Genomic DNA, 17532 nt, shown 5'->3' with positions numbered 1-17532 from the left:
TTTGAGCAGGAGTAACATGGCTCGCATTAACATCTACCTTGCCCTGCTGCTTGCAATCGCCTTCGGCGGTTTCGGCAACACGGCGAACGCGCAGCAGGCAAGCCAGGCTGCTCCCACCGGGGTCGCCTACCGGATCAATCCGGGTGACGAGATCGATGTGCTGGTATGGGGTGACGAACGGCTGCAGCGCAGCGTCCGGGTCCTTCCCGATGGTACCTTCGCCTTCCCGCTGGTCGGGCAGGTCGTCGCCGCGGGTCGTCTCCCCTCCGAACTGGAGCGGATCATCACCGCCGGTCTCCAGCCGCAGTATCGCGGCTCGGTCCCGCAAGTCACCGTGTCCGTCAAGAATCCTACCGGCTTCCAGTTCTCGGTGGTCGGGAAGGTCAAAGGACCAGGCACCTTCACCCCGGGGCGCTACGTCAATGCGCTCGAGGCGTTGAGCATTGCCGGCGGCGCGACGGAATTCGCGGATCTCGGAAATATTCGCATTATCCGCAAGTCTGGTAGCGATCTGTTGACGATCCGTGTGCGAATAGTGGACGCGCTAAGGGGAAGCGGAGGGCGCTTGAACTCGAACGACATACCGCAGATTTTGAGCGGCGACACATTGGTGGTTCCATGATCGCCGGCACGCATTTGCTGCGCGCTCTCGCGGGCGCCAGCCTGCTGCCGCTGTTAGCGGCTGCCCCTGCTCAGGCTCAGGCCCAGACCGAGACCTATCTCGATCTGCAAGCGGGGCTGGGCTATTCCACCAATCCCGACCTCCGCCGTGATGGTGTCGGCAGTGCCTTCGGCCGGGTCTCGGCCTATGGCTATCACGGTTGGGGAACCGAGCGGAGCCGGTCCAATATTTCGGCCTATGTCGAGAACAGCACCTTTTTCCGGCGTTACGGCAATCGTCAGCTGTTTTCCGTGCAGGGCAATAACAGCACCCAGGTCAGCGAGACCGTAACCGTTTTCGGCAGCGCAGGGTTCAGCGGAGACTATGGTGCTCAGCTCAGCTCGCGCTTCTTCGGTGCGCCCGTAAACACGACTCCGGTCAATCCGGTGATTCCCGAAGGCTCGGTTATTGTCGTCAATCCCGATCTGGCCGCTCTTTCGCAGCGACAGTATCGCATCTTTGGCAATGCGGGTCTGAGCTATACTTTGTCGCCGCGCGATAGCCTTATCGGAACCGTTGGGGCGCAGCGGCTCTTCTTCAAGGGGAATGCTTCCGGCCTTCTGGACTACAATCAGTACGACACGTCATTGGCGTGGCAGCGTCAAGTGAATGAGCGCTTGTCGGGCGGGATTAGGGTGATCGCTAGCAAGACTGACTATGAGCTTGGCCGATCGGTTCTCACCTATGGGCCGCAGCTGACGGCCGAACTCAAGCTCAACGAAACCTTGCGTGCTGGCGGAGCGATCGGCTTCGTCAGGACCGAGCGCGACCTCGGAGTGCTTGGCAATGACAATTCGACCGACCTCGCTTTCGATGCATCGGTATGCCGCGATCTTGAATATGAGCGGATGTGTGCCCGGATTGCCCGTCGGACACAAAGCGATTCGATTGGCGCGTCACCGACCTCCTCAAGCCTCACTGCCGACTATTCGCGACGGTTGAATGCTCGAGACCAAATCCAGCTTGCGATTGCCGGCACTACGACCGACGCCGGCGGCAATTTTGCCATTGGGCGGCAGAATTTCTATTCGCTCTCAGGGGCGTTCGATCGCAAGATCAGCCCGCGCCTGTCGGCAGGTGTGAACGTTGCAGCGCGCAAGCTGACCATCGGAGGACCTGATCCAAAGGCCGACATTGGTGGCTCCCTGTTCATTCGCAATCGATTTGGAAGCGTGCGCTGATGGACGAAGTGGAAACCGGGCAGGGTGGCGGAATCGGGTGGTTCTTCAACCACCTGCCCACCATCATGTGGCAACGCCGGCACTGGATGATCTGGCCGTTCGTGATCGTCACCGTGGCGGCGGCGATTGCGGCGTTCGCGCTGCCTACCCTTTATCGCTCGACTGCCAGCCTGCTGGTGCAGTCACAGGACCTGCCCAACAGCGTGGTCGAGGCGCCGACCTCCGGCGACATCGAGCAGCGCATCGCCCGTATCCGCGAGCGGGTGTTGAGTCGTGGCGACCTGATCCGGCTGATCGAGCAGAACAATCTCTATCCTGACGAGCGGCAGAGCAAGCCGCTGTCCACCATCGTCGACAAGATGCGTAAGGCCACCACGGTGGGGGCGCAGACCAACGACCTCGGTGGCTCATCCGGCGGTGCCGCCGATACGATCGCGATCGACATCAGCTTCGATTATCCCGATCCGGGCCAGGCGCAGGAAGTGCTGCAAAGCTACGTCGACGACTTCCTTGCGCAGGATTCAGAGGATGTGTCCGAGCAGGCGCGCCTGAGCGTTCGCTTCCTCGAAGACCAGGCCAATCGCCTTCGCGGGCAGATCAGCACCCTTGAGAATCAGCTCACTTCGCTCAAAGCCCGAAACGGGGCCGCGCTGGCGCAGAATGCGCCGCCGATGATGGATCTCGGCAGCTACTCGAGCCAGATCGCCAGCCTCGAAAGCCAGAACCGCGAGCTGCTCGCCCAGGTCAACCGTGTTCCAAGGAAGGATCCGCAAGTCGCCAGTGCTGAAGCCACGCTGGCCGCGGCGCAGGCGCTGTACAATGATAATCACCCGGACGTCGCGGCCGCCCGAGAGCGGCTCCGGGCGGTGCAGCAGATGGCACGCGCCAACCCTTCGCAGGATGAGTCCGGATTGTTGCGCGGTCAGATCGCCGCCAACAACCAGGCGATCGGCTCGCTACAGGCGGCGCGGGCGTCGGCCATGGCGCGGGCGCAATCAGCCGTCGCCGGTTCGGCCCGGGCCCCCGCCATTCTCGAGCAGGCGATGCAGCTCGAGAATCAGGCGACAGGCCTTCGCGAGCAGTATCGCAAGGTCGCGGACGATCTCCTCAAGGCGCAGAATGGTGCCCGTCTCGCCAATGAGCAGCGCGCCGAGCGGCTGTCGCTGGTCGAACCGCCCAACCTGCCCGACACGCCTTACTCGCCCGACCGTCCGCTGCTGATTGCAGGTGGCGCTATCTTGGGTCTTGTGCTCGGGATCCTGCTCGGCTTTGCTGTCGAGTTCCTGCGGCGTCCGCTGCGCAGCCCGTCGCAGATCGAAAGCCTAGGCTTCCCGGTCCTGGGTGTCGTGCCGCTCCTTGGGGCCAAGAAGAAGCGTTCGCGCTTCGCCCTCTTCCGGAAAAAGAGTCCGCGCTTTGCATAGCTCCATCAATCAGATTCCGGGCGATGCTGCCGATCGTCACTCGACGCCGGACCAGTTCGTCGCCGATGCACTCGATCGTCCCGAGGTGCTCGGCTGGAGCCCGGAGCGGGCGCTGTCCGGAGGCATCTACGGCTTCAACAGCATCGATCCGCGCTCGCGCAGCTTCAATCTGGTGCGCGGACGTCTGCTCGAGCTCAAACGCAGCCGCAACATGCGGCTGGTGGGCGTGGTCTCGGCCACGCCCAATGTCGGCAAGTCGTTCGTTGCCGCCAACATCAGCGCAAGCCTCAGCCGTGACCCGCAGATCCGCACCTATGCCGTCGATCTCGACCTTCGCCGCGGTTCGCTCAGCTCGCAGTTCGGAATCATTCCGGAAAATGGCCTGAACGAATATCTGGCCGGTGGCGGCAGGTTCGAGACCTACCTGCTGGATGGGGAGGCGCTGACCATCATTCCGACCCGCGGCGGCATGGTCCACTCGGCCGAACTGCTGGCCTCGGCAAGGGCTCGCGGCATGTTCCAGGCAATGCGCCGGAGCAACCCCGATTATCTCTTCGTCTGCGACTTGCCACCGGTCTTCGCCAATGACGACGCGGTCGCAACCATGGCCTATCTCGACGCCTATATCCTGGTGTCGGAGGAAGGCTTGACGACCGAGCGCGAGATCAAGGATTCGGTCGAAGCGCTCGGCCGCCAGAAGCTCGCCGGGGTTGTGCTCAACAAATTCAAGGGCGGTGTGCTCAGCGACGGTTATGGCGTCGAGAGCTATTATGCGACCGGCTACGGCGCCGAGCGCGACGACTAGGATCTAGTCACCGGCGCTCAGCGCTGTCGCAAATCGCTTACTGCTTCGCGGGCGGCGCGAAGCCTTCCTTATATTCGATCTTGGCAGCGGTCCGCAGTTCCTTGAGCCGCTGCTGAAGTGCGGTAGTGCTGGTCTGCCGCCGCATGGCGTTGACCGCTTCGGTCCGCGCATTCGGACCGGTCAGCGGACTGGGCTCGCGCGAAGCGATCGCGCTCGCCACCGACTTGTTGCCAGCCGGCACGATGAACGGTTCGCCCGGCGCCAGGCGCGCCAGCTGCGGATAGAGTTCGGATGGGATGACACTGGTCACCAGCTGGTTGTTTCCGCGCTGGAACGGAATCCGCGCTGAGGTCAGCAACGCGGCGAGCTCCGGCAACGTCTTGGTCCCGGCGATTCGCTGCTGCACCGCCTTGTCGGTCGGCGTGTCATATTGCAGCTGCTCAAGCTTCCACACTTCGCGATTGGCGAAGGCCTGCGGCTGCTTGGCCTGGAAGGCGGCGATTTCGGCGTCGGAAGGTAGTTTGCTCGTATCCATCGAGCGGTTGGCGAGCATGCCGATCAGCAGCTCCTCGTTCAGCTTCTGCTGGCGCGAGATGAAGTCGGGCGACTTGTCGATCCCGTCCTTGCGGGCCTGCTCGGCAAGCAGGCGACGGTCGATCAGCCCCTGCAGGATACGATTGGTGACCGCCTTCTTGTCGGCAGTTTCGGGGATGTTGGCGTTGGCAAGTTCGGCATTCAGCTGGGAAGAGGTGATCTCCTCGTCGTTGACCACCGCGACTGTCTGACCTTCCGCCTTCTTCTGGCAAGCCGTGCAGGTGGCGAGAAGGAGAAGCGCGACAAGGGTACGATGTTTCATAGAATGCGATGCCTCGAGAACTGCTGTTTCTGGAGGCTAGCATCGATGCTAGGAGGTGACCAGACAGGCGGAGGAGTTGCTGTTCGTGGAAACGCCATATGACTGGATTACCGTCGGCATCTTTGCCGGACTGATCGTTCTCTTCATGCAGCGCTCGACCAGCGAGAGCAATGATGTGGACGATCCCCTATGGATGTACCTTGCGGCCGGGGTCGGATGCGCGCTGGCCAATTACGTCGGCAACGAAGGCCAGCACCTGCTCGCCGTCCTTGCGATTGTCGGAACGCTGGCTTTCGTGTTCCACTATCTGAAACCTTTTCGCTGGCCTCGCGCCGACTGATCTCAAGCGATCAGGATTTTCCTGGCCTCGCCCATTCTCACCAGTAGTTGTTCCGCGAAATCCGCCAGCCGTGCGAATGCGGCATCCCCATCAGTGTCGATGGTCGAGATGCGTGTCAGGACGGCGTCGGGGATCAGGCCCTTCAGATTGTCCATCGCGACGGCCATCCGCTGCTCCGCCCACGTCACCGGCATGTGGTTGCCGACTCGAGTCCAGTAGACGATTTGCTCGGCCCGCCCGGGGAGGGTCGCCGTCAGCCGGTTCACGTCGATGGCGCTGCCTGCCACGGGCAAGGGCACCGGAACGATCGCGGACAATTCGAATCCGCCGGCCGGATAGCAGAACTCGGGCCGGTGGATCTGCAGCACCCCGCTCTGTCCGCCGCCCTGCGCGACCAGCAACATCATCGGTGCATCTGTGCCGTTGGTGTACACCCGCGTGACCAGTTGCGAATAGAGCGCGGCGGAAAGCGCATCCTCGGTGGGGACTACCAGACCGCTGCTCGTCAGGTATTCCCACGACCCGATCTTCTTGGGGACCAAATCCTCAAGCTTGCGATCTCCGAGGTAGTTGATAGCCTGGCTCGGCTTGCGGGCGTAAGCAGTCGCTGCGCCCGCCGCGAGCAGGCCGCCGATGAGGAAGCGTCGCCGATCGAGCGAAGGGACCGGACGATGCTCGGCAAGGTCGCGCTCAGCCATCGATTCGCTCCGCGGCAGGTTTCGTCTTGCGACGGCTGGTGACCAGCGCCTCGATCGCCATCAGGGTCGCGAGCGCGGCAGCAAATGTCAGGAGCCCGGCAAAGTCGTGAAGGAATCCCTGCGCCGCCGCTTCGCCGGCATAGTAGGTGATCAGGATCAGGATCAGGACTCGGATGAAGTTGGCCAGCACCGCGATCGGGAGGACGAGGAAGGCCATACCGATGAACAGCGCCCTGTCGTGCTTGTTCTTTAGATAGACGTAGAACATGCAGATTGCCGACAGGGTCAGCAACGAGTTCAGTCCCGAACAGGCCGCCGCCACCAGAAGTTCAAACTGCGCGATCTGGATCATCACGCCCGAGCTGCCGATCGGATAGCCGAGCGCGTAGAGGAATTTCACCGCAGCGCCCGAAATGGCGATCTTCACCGGCTGGGTCAGAACCGCGACCACCTGGTCGGGTGGCGGGAGTGCAAAGGCGAGATACAGGATCGGGAACCAGCAGGCCCTCAACACCGCGCCGCCGACCAGCAGGTAGGCGGCGGCGACGACAGCCGCGTACATCAGGAATACCTGCAGTTCGAGGATGCCGGTAATGCCAGCCACGATGTATAGCGGCACCAGGATCAGCAAGGCGCCGAAGCCAAGCAAGCGGTTGCCGGGCGCAGCGAGGTGCTTGGCCTTGGTGTATTCGCGATAAAGGAGCCACAGCCCCGTCGCCATGACAATCGGTCCGTGCCCACCCTGCTCGGTGGTCCAGTTGAACCGCGCGACCTCGATCATCGGGGGAACGACGAACAACAGGAACGCGGCGATCAGCACGAAATGCGAGAGCTGCCAGCCAGCCAGCCCCGACGCCTTTTCTCGTTCCCTTACAAGCAGCACTACTTACCCGTCCTAATCTGCGTTGGCAGAAGAAGTAAATTGATCCAAGACGCTAGTCTCAAGCCGGGGGCATGGCAATCGTTGCCACGCAGAGCCCGGATGGAGTGACTTGGGGCGCATGATTACCGTCATTGTTCTGGTCCTGTTCGCGCCGTTGTTGCTCATCAATTCGGTCTTCGCCCTTGAAGTGGCAGCTGGGGTTTCCCGACGGCGCCGGCAGCAATGGCCCGCCCCCATCGGTCGAACGGTCATCATCCTGCCCGCGCACGATGAAGAAGCAGTTATCGGTCGCACGCTTGCGGCGCTGACCGCCGCGGCTGACGACGGTTTCGACATCTTGGTCGTGGCCGACAATTGCAGCGACGGCACCGCCGCGATGGCCGGTGCCTTCCCTGTCGAGGTGACCGAGCGCACCGATCCCGAACGCCGCGGCAAGGGCTTTGCGCTCGCCTTCGCCCGCGCCCACATGCGCGCCGATCCGCCGCATTCGGTGATCGTCCTCGATTCCGATTGCCGCACCGACCGCGACAGCCTGCACGCGCTGGCCGGGGCCAGCCAGTGGATCGGGGCGCCGGCGCAGGCCGTAAACCTGCTCGAGCCTTCCCCGACGGCGGGCCCGCTGGTGCAGGTCTCCTCCTTCGCCTTCCTGATCAAGAACCTGGTTCGCCAGCGTGCCCTACAGCGACTGGCCGGCAGCGTTCACCTGACCGGGACCGGCATGTGTTTGCCATGGTCCCAGTTCGATTCAGCCGACCTCGCCACCTCCAGCATCGTCGAGGACATGCGGTTGGGGATCGAACTCGCGCGCAGCGGCAGCCATCCGCGCCTGATCGAGGAAGCCGTGGTGTGGTCGCCGCATGCCGACCAGGCGCATACGCTTGGCCAGCGCAGCCGCTGGGAAGGCGGCTACCTTGCGCTGGCCCGTGCCACCGCGCCGAGCCTGATCGGGCGCGGCCTTGCCACCGTCTCGCCGAGCACGCTGATCGCGGGTCTCGACCTGCTGGTGCCGCCGCTCGCCCTCCTCGCCCTGTTCAACATCGTCGCGCTGGGCGTCGCCGTGGTTCTGGCGGCGATCGGGGTCATTTCGTGGCTGCCCGCGATCCTGCTCGCTGCGATCGGCTGTGTCGCGGCGTTGGTGCTGCTACTCGCCTGGTGGCGCGAAGGGCGCGCTTTCCTTAGCCCTGCGGCGCTGATCCGCCTGCCGCTCTATCCGCTGTGGAAGTTGCCGATGTACCTGAAATTGGCCCGCTGCGGTGCTCCGAAGCAATGGCAGCGGACGGAGCGACCTGGAGAAACAGGCGGCGAAGCGCCTCCGCCGACAAGTTGATATCGAACTCCGAGGCGATGCGGGCAGGACCTGCAGCACCTAGCCGCTGACGAAGCGCATCGTCGGTCGCGAGCATGGCGATTCTCTCGGCCAGCTCGTCCCAATTGGACGGAGTGAACAACAGGCCATCGACCCCGTCGGTCACCAGCTCGGGAACACCTGCAACGCGGGTAGCAATCACCGGCTTGCCCAGCGCCATCGCCTCCATCAGCACGATGGGCAATCCCTCCATGAAGCTCGAAAGAACGAGGACATCGCTACGGGCCATTTCGGTCAGGGTTTCGGCTTCAGGCAGGCGACCGAGAAAGTGGATCCAGTCACCTAGACTAAGCTGGGCGACCAGAGCGTCGAGCTCCGCGCGCATCGGCCCGTCACCTACAACTGCCAGATCCGGGCGTTGAGTGGCCGGGACCGCCGCAAGCGCCCGCAGCAGACCGCCGATGCCCTTTTCAGGCGACAGGCGTCCCACCAGAATCAGGCGCAGCCTTGGCCGCGCGACAGTCTCGGGAGATGGCAATTCAGAAAGCTCAAGACCACAGCGTACGACCGACAGCTTCTCCCATTCGCGATTATCGACCAGGCGATAGGCCTGCGCCCGTCCGAAATAGGAAACGCAGGCAACGAACGACGCGGCAGCGATTTTCTCACCCAGGAGCAGCCCGGCCGGATAGTCGAACTCCGAAATGCCGTGGATCGTGAAGCTCCAACTTATCCCCGCCTGCCGGCTGGCGAGCAGTCCGACCGTCGCGCCACTGTTCGCAAAGTGATTGTGGAGGTGCGCGATCCCACGCCGCCGCAACTCGGCTACCAGCGTCATGGCCTCGGCTAGATGAGCGAGCGACAGCAACGCCGCCTTCGCACCCGGCGGACGGTGGCGAAGCGCCAGTTTCAGGGTGCCGAATGTGCGCATGGGTCTCCGCAGTGCTTCACCCAGCAGCGACGACAGAATGGCGATTGGAGACTGGCGCAGTAGAGTAAAGGTGCGCGCCGCCTCGGTTTGATCCGTCTGGCTTTTCAGCTCGCTCGTTGCGGGAGCGCGCACGCTGAAAGTGTCGATTTTGACCCCGATCGAGCGGAGTGCACTGATCTCCCGCCGGATGAAGGTATGTGACGTCGCCGGATACTGACTGGTGAGATAAGCGATGCGGAGGGTCATGCGTCGTTGTGAACCGCTAGCCCACCGGACTTCAAGTCACGTCGTGCGTCTGAACGACGCTAAACCCGTTGATCGCCATCCTAATCAAAGAAAAAGGGTCCGGCGGGGCGGCCGGACCCTTAACTCTTTCCGTCGTACCTACGAGGCTAGTTACGCGGCCTGATAGAGGTGCGCAGCGTGACGGCGGGTGCGGCGCATCGAGAAACCGATGGCACCGAAACCGAGGAGCATCATCGCCCACGTGCCCGGCTCGGGAACGGCGGCGATGGCATTGAAGGCAACGTTACCCGACAGCGAGCCGTTCTGGGTGCCCGGAGTGCCCTGGATGTTCAGGGTATAGGTGCCCGGTCCGACCGAAATCATGTTGCGGACGAAGGTGTCGTTCGGGTCGAACAGCACCTGCGACAGCGGCACGCCATTCGGGTTGGGCAGGCCGGTGCCGGTCAGGAATACGTTGTTGAAGGTGACATTGTTTTCTGCGGACGCGCCAACCGTTCCGACGAGGATGTTGAGCATGCCGGCAACGTCCGTGGTGAACGTCAGCAGCTCATTGAAGGGGTTCGCCAGATTGGCATCGCTGAAGCCGATGGTGAAGCTGTTGTTGGTACCGGCATCGAGGTTGGCAACCTGAACGGTGGTGGCATTGGTGCCGGTGGTGACGATCTGGGCAGCTTCTGCGGTCCCAGGAATAGCTGCCGCGGCAATGGCCACAGCAACACCGAATTTCAACGAGTTCATAACAGTCCCCTAACGAGTGGAAGAGTCGGTGAAAGCTACTTCCACCGCAGGGTCGTTAACGGGACGGTAACCTTTTAAGTTCCTCGTTTCGGCAGGCCGTTTTTGACGATTTCCTCAGTTCGTCGCGCTTATGCAACGCTTTGACCGTAGATGTTGCCAGCTGTCCTATAACGGCACACCATGACTTCTTCTGCGCCGACCCGTCGGGCCGCACAGCCGACGTGCGTCGTCGAGCGCCATATGACCTGCGTGTAATGGGCCACCTGCTCGACCCTGCCCGATCGGCTATTGTCGGGAAAGGTGCCTGCCTTGTAGTGTTTCTTCTCGTCGATCCACAGCCCGACCATCATCTCCGGCTGATAGGCGTCCGGCGTTCCGCCCCAGATATTCTCGCCGATCCTTTCCCCCTCGGGGTCGTCGGGCGAATGCTCGAACATTCCGGTGCGGCTCAGATGGTCCGCCCACTCGCCCGATTTCGCCGCGAGCTCCGGGTCCCATTGAAGGGGAGGAACCGACATGACGGTGCGCTCGCGGTTGTGAGCCGCCAGTAGGCGTTCATCGAAGTTGCTCCGTGGGCCGAGGCTCCCGATCAGCGCCGGGGCTGCCGTCAGCAGGAGGAGCAGCTTGCCAAGGCCTTGTCGCCGTACGTGCATGGTGAGCCCTTTCTCGGGTCACGCCATGCCTTGTCGGCGGTAAAGATTGAGTTAGCTGGTTGCCTTGGCGGCAGCCGAAGCGCTGCGAACGATCGTCACGATATCGCCGACCTTGGCCTCCGCGAACAGGCGCTCGGCAAATTCTGTCGGAACCCCGACGCAGCCGTGGGTGGCAGCGCCCCACCGGACGTTGCTGCCATGGATTGCCACGCCATCGCCGGTCAGTCGCAGGGTGAAGGGCATCGGCGCGTCGTACAGGCTGGAGCGATGATTGCGGCCTTTCCACAGAATCGGGAAACTGCCCAGCGGGGTCTGCTTGCTGTCGGCGCCATAGAGCGCAACCGCGGTTCCGATCTCGTGACCGCCGCGAAAGACACTCATCAATTGGGTGCGAAGATCGACCCGGACGGTGATGGGGCCGGGTGGAACACCGGCTTCGTCCCATTCGAACTCGCCATAGTGCATCCGCCGATCGATTCGCAGCAGCGACTTAGGCACCTGCCGAAATCCGCCGTCCGCCGATGCCTCGCGTTGCTGTTGCGGTGTCAGGATGAGGCGCTTTTTATCGGTGAGCGGCGCTACGGGTGGCGAATTGGTGCGCGCCTTCGCCGCGGCCATGACCGGGGCCTTTGGGTGCGCCGGATACTGGCTGGCGTAAAGTCCACCCGCCGACGCCGCGGCAAGCGTCAGGAACAACCAGCGCATGTGGACTGATCTCAGGCTACTGCAACCCGCGCGCGGGTGCGCCGGCGGCGGCCCATGGCCGATCCGATCATCCCGAACCCGAGCAGCATGGTAAGCCAGGTGCCGGGTTCGGGAACCGGGCTCACCACCGTGCCACCGGGCGGTACCTCGCTGGTCGGCGGAGTGCCCGATGACGGGGGAGGCGATCCCCCGCCGCCAATGCCGCCGCCGCCGCCACCGATGATCGACGGGCCCCCGCCGAACGGAGGCGCGCTGGCGATGAAGGTCGCGGGATTGATGATGTCTGACGCCGTCGGGGGGATCAGCGGAGCGATCGGCGGTACCGTCGGCACGGGCGGCGGGACCGGAACCACAACGTTGGCAAGTTGCTCAACCGGCGACGGCTTGGGCGGGAATGTCTTGCCCAACGCGCGCTCCCGCGGAACGGAGGCCAGCCTTTTCTTGATCTTGGTCTGGGCCAGCTCGCCCTTTTCCCGTTCGCCCGGAGAACGGGCATCGAGCATCGCCATCAATTGCTGCGCCGACTGAAGTCCCGGAACCGCGATCCCCTGCGATCCCAGGCTGGTCACGGCGAGCGGCGCGGAAGCAATGGCGGCCAGGCACACGGCGGCCGCGACGGTCATGCGCGATTTCGCAGCATTAACTTTCAGCACACGGCTTCTCCGCACAATCGTTTCCCAACAAGAACAATTAAAGCCCCGTTAAGTTTCCGGTGTACCTCATCGCCGCGGGAGTGTGAAGGCGAAGCGAGGGGGATGCGTCGGATCGGAACAGTCTGTGGTTAATATGTTTTGGCCCGCGACGGGGACGAGTGGAGGCTTTAAGGAATGGGCATGACCGAACCCGAACAGTCCCTCGCCCCATCCGTGCCTGCCGCGATCCGGCCGGTTATCCTGTGCGGGGGCGCCGGCACCCGGCTGTGGCCGCTCAGCCGCGCGCAATTCCCCAAGCAGCTGGCCAGTTTCGACGGCGGGCCCTCGCTGCTTCAGAACACGGTGACTCGCGCCTCCGGGCCCCTATTCGAAGCGCCGCTGCTGATCACGGCGGAAGACCAGCGCTTCCTGGTCCGCGACCAGGTCGAGGATGCTGGGGCGCAACCCAGCTGCATCATCCTCGAACAGCAAGGCCGCAACACCGCGCCCGCGCTGGCCGTCGCCGCCCAGTGGCTGGCCGACCGCGCCCCGGGCGAGGTCATGCTGGTGCTTCCCTCCGACCATGTGATCGACGACGTGCCGGCCTTTCATGCGGCGATCGGGCAAGCGCTTCCCCATGTCGCGCGCGGAAAGATCGTCACCTTCGGCGTTCGCCCGACCTCGCCCCACACCGGCTATGGCTACATCCGGGTCGATTCGGCGGCGCCCGGAGCCGGCTCTGTGATCGACGTCGCTGAGTTCGTGGAAAAGCCTTCGCTCGACAAGGCCGAAGCCTATGTCGCCTCGGGCGCGCACTTTTGGAACGCCGGCATCTTCCTGTTCCGGGCCGAGGATTTCCTCGCCGAGATCGCCGACCATGCCCCCGGCATCGCGGCCTGGGCCAAGGCCGCGGTTGAGGGCGGCGCATCCGACGGACCCTTCTTCCGCCCCGCCGAAGACAATGACGCCGCGCCGATCGAGCCGATCTCGGTCGACTATGCGGTGATGGAGCGCTCGCGCCGGGTGGCGGTGGTGCCGGTCGACATGGGCTGGTCGGACCTCGGCTCGTGGAACGAGATCTGGAGCCGATCGGACCATGACGACCAAGGCAATGCGCTGCAGGGCAGTGCGCTGACGCTCGACACCGCCAATTCGCTGGTCATCGCCGGCGGGGACACAACGGTCGCTACCCTCGGTCTCAACAATGTGGTGGTGGTCGCGGTCGATGGCGCCGTGCTGGTCAGCGCCCGCGACCGGGTCCAGGACGTCGGCGCGGTGGTCAAGGCGCTCAAGGCGACGGGCGACTCGAACGCCGACCTCGGCAGCGTCGTCCATCGCCCCTGGGGCTCCTACCAGACCACCGACCGCGATGCCCGGTTCCAGACCAAGCGCATCATCGTCCGCCCGGGCGGAAAGCTCTCCAGCCAGCTCCACCATCACCGCTCCGAACATTGGGTGGTGGTCACCGGCACCGCCGAGGTCACGGTCGGCGAGCGCACTTTCCTGCTGCAAGAGAATGAATCGACCTACATCAGTGCCGGGACCGTCCACCGCCTGGCCAACCCGGGCAAGGTCCCGCTTCACCTGGTCGAAGTGCAGTGCGGCACCTATCTTGGCGAGGACGACATCGTGCGGTTCGACGACGTCTATGGCCGGGCCGAGCAGGGCTGAGTGACCCGCCGCGGGACACAAGACGTCATGGTTTAGAAATAATTAACTTTATTTGGCGGGCCTCGGAACAAGAAGGTTAACGCGTTCGTCCAGCGCTTCGGACAGAGAGGTTGCTTCTGCGCAATCGCCGTGTCGCGTATCGGAGAAGCTTGCAATGAAGATCCTTAAGACCCTTGCTGCTACCTCGGCGCTTGCCGTCGCGGTGGCCACCCCGGCCTCGGCCGCCATCACCGTGACCGCTTCGCCGGGTGCGGTGCAGCCGGCCGAGAACGTGCTGGCCAATACCAGCGCGACCGGAACCACCGTCACCGGCAACACCAACCAGACCAACACGTCGGTCAGCATCACCTCGAACGAGAGGATCACGTCGACGACGTCCAATGGCCAGTCGCGCTTCAGCGCGGCAGACGGTTCGGCGCTCGATCAGGCGACCATCGCCCTGACCGCCGGCGGCACCCTCACCTCGGCCGAATTCAACCTCTTCAACGCCGCGGCGGACACCAGTTCGGTGTCGATCATCGTCAACGGCGTGGCGCAGATCTTCAATATCGGGAACGGCCAGAACTTCTTCGGCTTCTCGGCCACCGGTGGCGACACGATCAGGTCGATCGCCTTCGACACCAACGGAAGCGGCGTCGTCGACCTCCGCCAGGTCCGCCTCGGTGGCGTCGCCGCTGCGGTTCCGGAGCCCGGCACCTGGGCCCTGATGCTGGTCGGCTTCGGCGCAGTCGGCGTCTCCATGCGCCGCCGCCGCACCACCCACATCGCCCAGTTCGCCTGAGGTCTCGCACTGCTCCCTCCGGGGAGCGGTGTCCTACCTGTTTGCCGGAGCGACTTCGGCAGGGAACTTGCCGCACGCCTCAACGCCGTCCTGCCGCCCGGGGCTGAGCCTTGGCAGATCGGCCGCCAACCGGTCGCTGAACGTCTGTCCCCCGGCTGTGTTGAGGTGCACCAGATCAATGAAACCCTGGGCCGGAACAAGATTCGAATAGTCCAGCACCTGCAAGGCCGGATTTGCCGACGCGCCGCGAAGTCTCGACGCGATCAATGGGTCGATCTGCGGCGGGAGGCTGGATTCCAGCCACGGGTGGCGAGGCATGAACATAACCATCACCGTGGCCCCCCGCGCCTGGAATTGCCGGATCAGTTCACCGGCTTCGTCGAACGAACGACGACTGCGTTCGTAAGTGGCAACATTGGTCGCACCCGAACCCCGAACGACAGCAAGGCTGTCTCGCAACACGCCGTCGGGATAATGCTCGACGCCCAGCGTTCTGAGCAGCGGACGCCACGGACTTCGCGGGTCGATCGCCGCTTCCTGTCCTAGGGCGGCATCGATGTCGCCGCGCCCTTCGAGCAGCACACGATCGAGCCAGCCAACCAGGTCGGACCGGCGTTGGACGAACCACAAAGATTCGCGAATAGCGGCCTTGGCATTGCCGACCATGCCGGCTGCTCCCGCCTGTGCCGTAGCCGCCGCGCCGCGCTCCAGATCACTCGCCTCGATCATCTGCATCGGCGAGATGCCGAGCAGGACGATCTTGGGTCGCAGACTGCTGTTCAGGATAAGCGAAGCCTGTTCCTTAACACTTGCGAACCCCGCTCCGGCGCCGGCAATTCCCAGGAACCGCCGACACGCTCCGGCCTTGCTCGAAAGCACATCGAGTCGGGTGCCTTCGCGAACGTCGGAGATGCCGACGACGGCAATCAGGTCGCGGCCTGCCTCGGCCCTGCTTGAGCGCACGACCTGCTCGGCCGACGTGACGCGTTGCTTGCTCTCGAGAAGATAGCCGATGCCGCTCGTGCGGTCGGGAATCCAGGACAGCAATCTGCTGTCGTTCAAGGCCGCGAACGAAAGATTGATTGCGACCAGCCAACCCGAGAGGATCGCCCCCACCGCGGCAAAAGGAGCGAAGCGGGCTAAACGGTCGCGCATCAGAACTGCTGATAGAAAAAGGCAGCATCCTGCTGCGACAAGGCGTACACGCAGAGCAGTTTCAGCGCCACGACCGCCACTCGGAAGGCCGCCGCGAGGTAGTTGGTCCGTCCCTCGATCGTCTCGCGCGTTTTCGTCACTGCTTCACCTGACTGAGTACGGCCACGGGATAGAATGCCATGGTGACATAGGCGTACGTCACGACAGTCGCGACCACCCGTATGGCCGGACTCTTGCGATAAGAGGCAAGGGCTGCGGGGGACAATTTCTGCTGGAGGAACTGGCCATAATATCGCACGACGACCAAACCGACGGCGTGAAGCGACCCCCACACGAACCAGCCCAGGCTCAACCCGTGCCACAGTCCGACGAGCACGAACGACACCATAGTTGCGATGGAAGCGTAGAACAGCGGGCGGGAAGGCCCCGGCCGGCGCATCAGTGTGATGTAGATCGGCATGAACACGTTGTTCTTGACGAAGTTCGACAGCGAGATGTGCCAGCGATCCCAGAAGTCGATTAGGTTGCGACCGATCAGCGGGTTTCTGAAGTTGATCGGCGTCGGGACGCCGGCAAGGTAGCCGATACCCAGCGCGATCATGCTGTAGGCGCTGAAATCGAGGTAAGAGTAGAGCGTGAAGACCAGCATCTCCAGCACGAACGCTGGACCAGTCGATTGGAAATCGTTGAAAAACAACTTGTCGAGAATGTAGCAGACGACGAACTTGTTGAAGAGGCCGCGGGTAATCAATTCCACGCCTTGTATCACTCGCTCGAAAGCAAGAGGGGCGAAATCGAACGGTTTCCGGGCATGGTCCTCGAAACTTGCAATGGGCCCGGCCGCCAGCATGTGGAACGGCGCCAGATAGTTCACCAGGTCGAGCGGTTTAGGCACCGGTGTCCGCTTGGTCCGGACCGCCCGAAGCACATCGATGCAGCGAAGGACCATGAACGAAAAGCCGACCAGCGACAGCAGCTTGCCGACAGTGGCAAACGAGTCGATGCGGGCCTGAAGCTTGTTGACGATGAACAAGGCCAACAGGACCAGCCCCACCGCCGTAAGCAGGAAGGCAGCCTCCCGATCGCTCGCCGCCAATCGCAGGCAGACGTAGAACAGCCCCATCGCTCCGAGCACTGCCAGCGTGGTCGCGCCAAGGAGGAACCACAGAAACGCCAAATTGACCGCGGCAAAGGCCCAGGTCTTCGTCCTCTGCGTGGTGCAGAGGTTGAGGATGACAATGGCTGCAATGGCGACTCCCCAAAAAAGGAGCCCGTTGACCGCAATATCGTAGCCGGGCGTCATGCGGTTGCGGTCAACCCATCAGGGTTGCCATCGCGTCTGAGCAGACTGAAGCGTTCTCCCTTCGCTGCGACGGCAAAGCCATGACGGGCGTAAAACGCCTGGGCGCGCGCATTGTCATTCCGTACCGTCAGGAGAAGCGGGCCCTCGCCAGCACTAGAGATCGCCGTGTTCATCACGCGATTGGCAAGTCCGGATCCTTTCGCTTCGGCGGCGACCGCGATGAAGGCTAAATACGTGCCATCGCCCTCGACGGCGGGGAGGCCGGAACGCAGGTCGCGAAGGTTGGCAGCAAAGCTTCGATATTGGTCGCCGCTCAGCGTTCGCGCGACCAGTTGCACGCTGCGATACTGACGCTCCGCCAGTTCCGTCATAGGATAGGTGCAAAGGACGCCGAGCACCGCACCAGCGTCGATAAAGGCGTCGCAATTTTCAAGTTCGCAGCCGGAAGCACCGAATTCGGAAGTGACGACCGCATCCGCACCTTCGAGCCCCATCGCCTCATAATAGCCCGGCAAGGCCGACTGGATGAGCCGCGCAGCCTTCAGCCTGGCGCCGGGCGTCAACTC

Annotated in this window: 19 protein-coding genes and 1 pseudogene; 8 read left to right on the top strand and 12 right to left on the bottom strand. The window is 63.3% G+C overall.

All coding sequences use genetic code 11. The features are described from left to right. The first annotated feature begins 16 nt into the window (after positions 1-16). Genes M1K48_RS08305 through M1K48_RS08290 form a run of 4 tightly spaced genes read left to right on the top strand, consistent with a single transcriptional unit; the run spans position 17 to position 4068 of the window. Positions 17-622, top strand: coding sequence for a polysaccharide biosynthesis/export family protein (locus tag M1K48_RS08305; protein ID WP_249454309.1), 606 nt, complete (start codon positions 17-19; stop codon positions 620-622). Next, positions 619-1842: a hypothetical protein gene (locus M1K48_RS08300; protein ID WP_249454307.1), complete on the top strand. Its 1224-nt coding sequence runs from the start codon at positions 619-621 to the stop codon at positions 1840-1842. Before M1K48_RS08305 ends, M1K48_RS08300 begins: the two co-directional genes overlap by 4 nt. Then, positions 1842-3263, top strand: coding sequence for a GumC family protein (locus M1K48_RS08295; protein ID WP_249454305.1), 1422 nt, complete (start codon positions 1842-1844; stop codon positions 3261-3263). The genes M1K48_RS08300 and M1K48_RS08295 overlap by 1 nt, the downstream gene beginning before the upstream one ends. Continuing rightward, positions 3256-4068, top strand: coding sequence for a CpsD/CapB family tyrosine-protein kinase (locus M1K48_RS08290; RefSeq protein ID WP_249454303.1), 813 nt, complete (start codon positions 3256-3258; stop codon positions 4066-4068). Before M1K48_RS08295 ends, M1K48_RS08290 begins: the two co-directional genes overlap by 8 nt. A gap of 37 nt (positions 4069-4105) precedes the next feature. On the opposite strand, the gene M1K48_RS08285 is transcribed toward M1K48_RS08290, so the two are convergent. Further along, positions 4106-4924, bottom strand: a complete 819-nt coding sequence (locus M1K48_RS08285; protein WP_249454301.1) for an EpsD family peptidyl-prolyl cis-trans isomerase — start codon at positions 4922-4924, stop codon at positions 4106-4108. A gap of 55 nt (positions 4925-4979) precedes the next feature. Between M1K48_RS08285 and M1K48_RS08280 the strand changes: the two genes are divergently transcribed. After that, positions 4980-5264, top strand: a complete 285-nt coding sequence (locus tag M1K48_RS08280) for an XrtV sorting system accessory protein (RefSeq protein ID WP_319941166.1) — start codon at positions 4980-4982, stop codon at positions 5262-5264. Between the two features lie 2 nt (positions 5265-5266). Here M1K48_RS08280 and epsI read toward each other — a convergent pair whose 3' ends face one another. Together epsI and xrtV are read right to left on the bottom strand one after the other, a co-directional pair. Next, positions 5267-5962, bottom strand: coding sequence for an exosortase-associated protein EpsI, V-type (gene epsI, locus M1K48_RS08275; protein WP_249454299.1), 696 nt, complete (start codon positions 5960-5962; stop codon positions 5267-5269). Further along, positions 5955-6845 carry an exosortase V gene (xrtV, locus tag M1K48_RS08270; protein ID WP_249454293.1) on the bottom strand — a complete coding sequence of 297 codons (891 nt, stop codon included), beginning with the start codon at positions 6843-6845 and terminating at the stop codon, positions 5955-5957. The genes epsI and xrtV overlap by 8 nt, the downstream gene beginning before the upstream one ends. Positions 6846-6963: 118 nt before the next feature. Here xrtV and M1K48_RS08265 point away from each other — a divergent pair. Beyond that, positions 6964-7941, top strand: a pseudogene (locus M1K48_RS08265) (glycosyltransferase family 2 protein); the annotation flags it as partial. Between the two features lie 79 nt (positions 7942-8020). Here M1K48_RS08265 and M1K48_RS08260 read toward each other — a convergent pair. The 5 genes from M1K48_RS08260 to M1K48_RS08240 form a co-directional block, all read right to left on the bottom strand. Beyond that, positions 8021-9328: a glycosyltransferase family 4 protein gene (locus M1K48_RS08260; protein WP_249454291.1), complete on the bottom strand. Its 1308-nt coding sequence runs from the start codon at positions 9326-9328 to the stop codon at positions 8021-8023. A gap of 150 nt (positions 9329-9478) precedes the next feature. After that, a complete protein-coding gene (locus M1K48_RS08255) occupies positions 9479-10066 on the bottom strand; it encodes an FxDxF family PEP-CTERM protein (protein WP_249454286.1) in 588 nt (195 codons plus the stop codon). A 128-nt stretch (positions 10067-10194) separates the two neighbouring features. Continuing rightward, positions 10195-10719: a CAP domain-containing protein gene (locus tag M1K48_RS08250; protein WP_249454284.1), complete on the bottom strand. Its 525-nt coding sequence runs from the start codon at positions 10717-10719 to the stop codon at positions 10195-10197. A gap of 51 nt (positions 10720-10770) precedes the next feature. Beyond that, positions 10771-11424, bottom strand: a complete 654-nt coding sequence (locus M1K48_RS08245; protein ID WP_249454282.1) for a L,D-transpeptidase family protein — start codon at positions 11422-11424, stop codon at positions 10771-10773. 11 nt (positions 11425-11435) lie between these two features. Continuing rightward, the gene (locus M1K48_RS08240) at positions 11436-12047 is read right to left on the bottom strand and encodes a PEPxxWA-CTERM sorting domain-containing protein (RefSeq protein WP_249454280.1); all 612 of its coding nucleotides are present in this window, start codon (positions 12045-12047) and stop codon (positions 11436-11438) included. 210 nt (positions 12048-12257) lie between these two features. On the opposite strand from M1K48_RS08240, the gene M1K48_RS08235 reads away from it, so the two are divergent. Continuing rightward, positions 12258-13727: a mannose-1-phosphate guanylyltransferase/mannose-6-phosphate isomerase gene (locus tag M1K48_RS08235; RefSeq protein ID WP_249454276.1), complete on the top strand. Its 1470-nt coding sequence runs from the start codon at positions 12258-12260 to the stop codon at positions 13725-13727. 154 nt (positions 13728-13881) lie between these two features. Beyond that, positions 13882-14508: a PEPxxWA-CTERM sorting domain-containing protein gene (locus M1K48_RS08230; protein ID WP_249454274.1), complete on the top strand. Its 627-nt coding sequence runs from the start codon at positions 13882-13884 to the stop codon at positions 14506-14508. Positions 14509-14541: 33 nt separating this feature from the next. Here M1K48_RS08230 and M1K48_RS08225 read toward each other — a convergent pair whose 3' ends face one another. From M1K48_RS08225 to M1K48_RS08210, 4 genes are read right to left on the bottom strand one after another with little or no spacing between them, the layout of a single operon-like run. Then, the gene (locus tag M1K48_RS08225) at positions 14542-15663 is read right to left on the bottom strand and encodes a hypothetical protein (protein WP_249454269.1); all 1122 of its coding nucleotides are present in this window, start codon (positions 15661-15663) and stop codon (positions 14542-14544) included. Next, a complete protein-coding gene (locus tag M1K48_RS08220) occupies positions 15663-15803 on the bottom strand; it encodes a hypothetical protein (protein ID WP_249454264.1) in 141 nt (46 codons plus the stop codon). The genes M1K48_RS08225 and M1K48_RS08220 overlap by 1 nt, the downstream gene beginning before the upstream one ends. After that, positions 15800-16966, bottom strand: a complete 1167-nt coding sequence (locus M1K48_RS08215; protein ID WP_249454262.1) for an MBOAT family O-acyltransferase — start codon at positions 16964-16966, stop codon at positions 15800-15802. The genes M1K48_RS08220 and M1K48_RS08215 overlap by 4 nt, the downstream gene beginning before the upstream one ends. Continuing rightward, the gene (locus M1K48_RS08210) at positions 16963-17529 is read right to left on the bottom strand and encodes a GNAT family N-acetyltransferase (protein WP_249454260.1); all 567 of its coding nucleotides are present in this window, start codon (positions 17527-17529) and stop codon (positions 16963-16965) included. Before M1K48_RS08210 ends, M1K48_RS08215 begins: the two co-directional genes overlap by 4 nt. Positions 17530-17532: the final 3 nt, after the last annotated feature.

This window comes from Sphingomonas glaciei (assembly GCF_023380025.1).
Classification (GTDB): Bacteria; Pseudomonadota; Alphaproteobacteria; order Sphingomonadales; family Sphingomonadaceae; genus Sphingomicrobium; species Sphingomicrobium glaciei.
This window is presented reverse-complemented; position numbering and strand designations above follow the sequence as displayed.

Coding starts and splice junctions, on each gene's coding strand:
- M1K48_RS08295 (WP_249454305.1), top strand. CDS start 1,842: ATGGACGAAGTGGAAACCGGGCAGGGTGGCGGAATCGGGTGGTTCTTC.
- M1K48_RS08305 (WP_249454309.1), top strand. CDS start 17: ATGGCTCGCATTAACATCTACCTTGCCCTGCTGCTTGCAATCGCCTTC.
- M1K48_RS08260 (WP_249454291.1), bottom strand. CDS start 9,328: ATGACCCTCCGCATCGCTTATCTCACCAGTCAGTATCCGGCGACGTCA.
- M1K48_RS08225 (WP_249454269.1), bottom strand. CDS start 15,663: ATGCGCGACCGTTTAGCCCGCTTCGCTCCTTTTGCCGCGGTGGGGGCG.
- M1K48_RS08250 (WP_249454284.1), bottom strand. CDS start 10,719: ATGCACGTACGGCGACAAGGCCTTGGCAAGCTGCTCCTCCTGCTGACG.
- M1K48_RS08230 (WP_249454274.1), top strand. CDS start 13,882: ATGAAGATCCTTAAGACCCTTGCTGCTACCTCGGCGCTTGCCGTCGCG.
- M1K48_RS08215 (WP_249454262.1), bottom strand. CDS start 16,966: ATGACGCCCGGCTACGATATTGCGGTCAACGGGCTCCTTTTTTGGGGA.
- M1K48_RS08240 (WP_249454280.1), bottom strand. CDS start 12,047: ATGACCGTCGCGGCCGCCGTGTGCCTGGCCGCCATTGCTTCCGCGCCG.
- M1K48_RS08255 (WP_249454286.1), bottom strand. CDS start 10,066: ATGAACTCGTTGAAATTCGGTGTTGCTGTGGCCATTGCCGCGGCAGCT.
- M1K48_RS08285 (WP_249454301.1), bottom strand. CDS start 4,924: ATGAAACATCGTACCCTTGTCGCGCTTCTCCTTCTCGCCACCTGCACG.
- M1K48_RS08300 (WP_249454307.1), top strand. CDS start 619: ATGATCGCCGGCACGCATTTGCTGCGCGCTCTCGCGGGCGCCAGCCTG.
- M1K48_RS08245 (WP_249454282.1), bottom strand. CDS start 11,424: ATGCGCTGGTTGTTCCTGACGCTTGCCGCGGCGTCGGCGGGTGGACTT.
- epsI (WP_249454299.1), bottom strand. CDS start 5,962: ATGGCTGAGCGCGACCTTGCCGAGCATCGTCCGGTCCCTTCGCTCGAT.
- M1K48_RS08235 (WP_249454276.1), top strand. CDS start 12,258: ATGACCGAACCCGAACAGTCCCTCGCCCCATCCGTGCCTGCCGCGATC.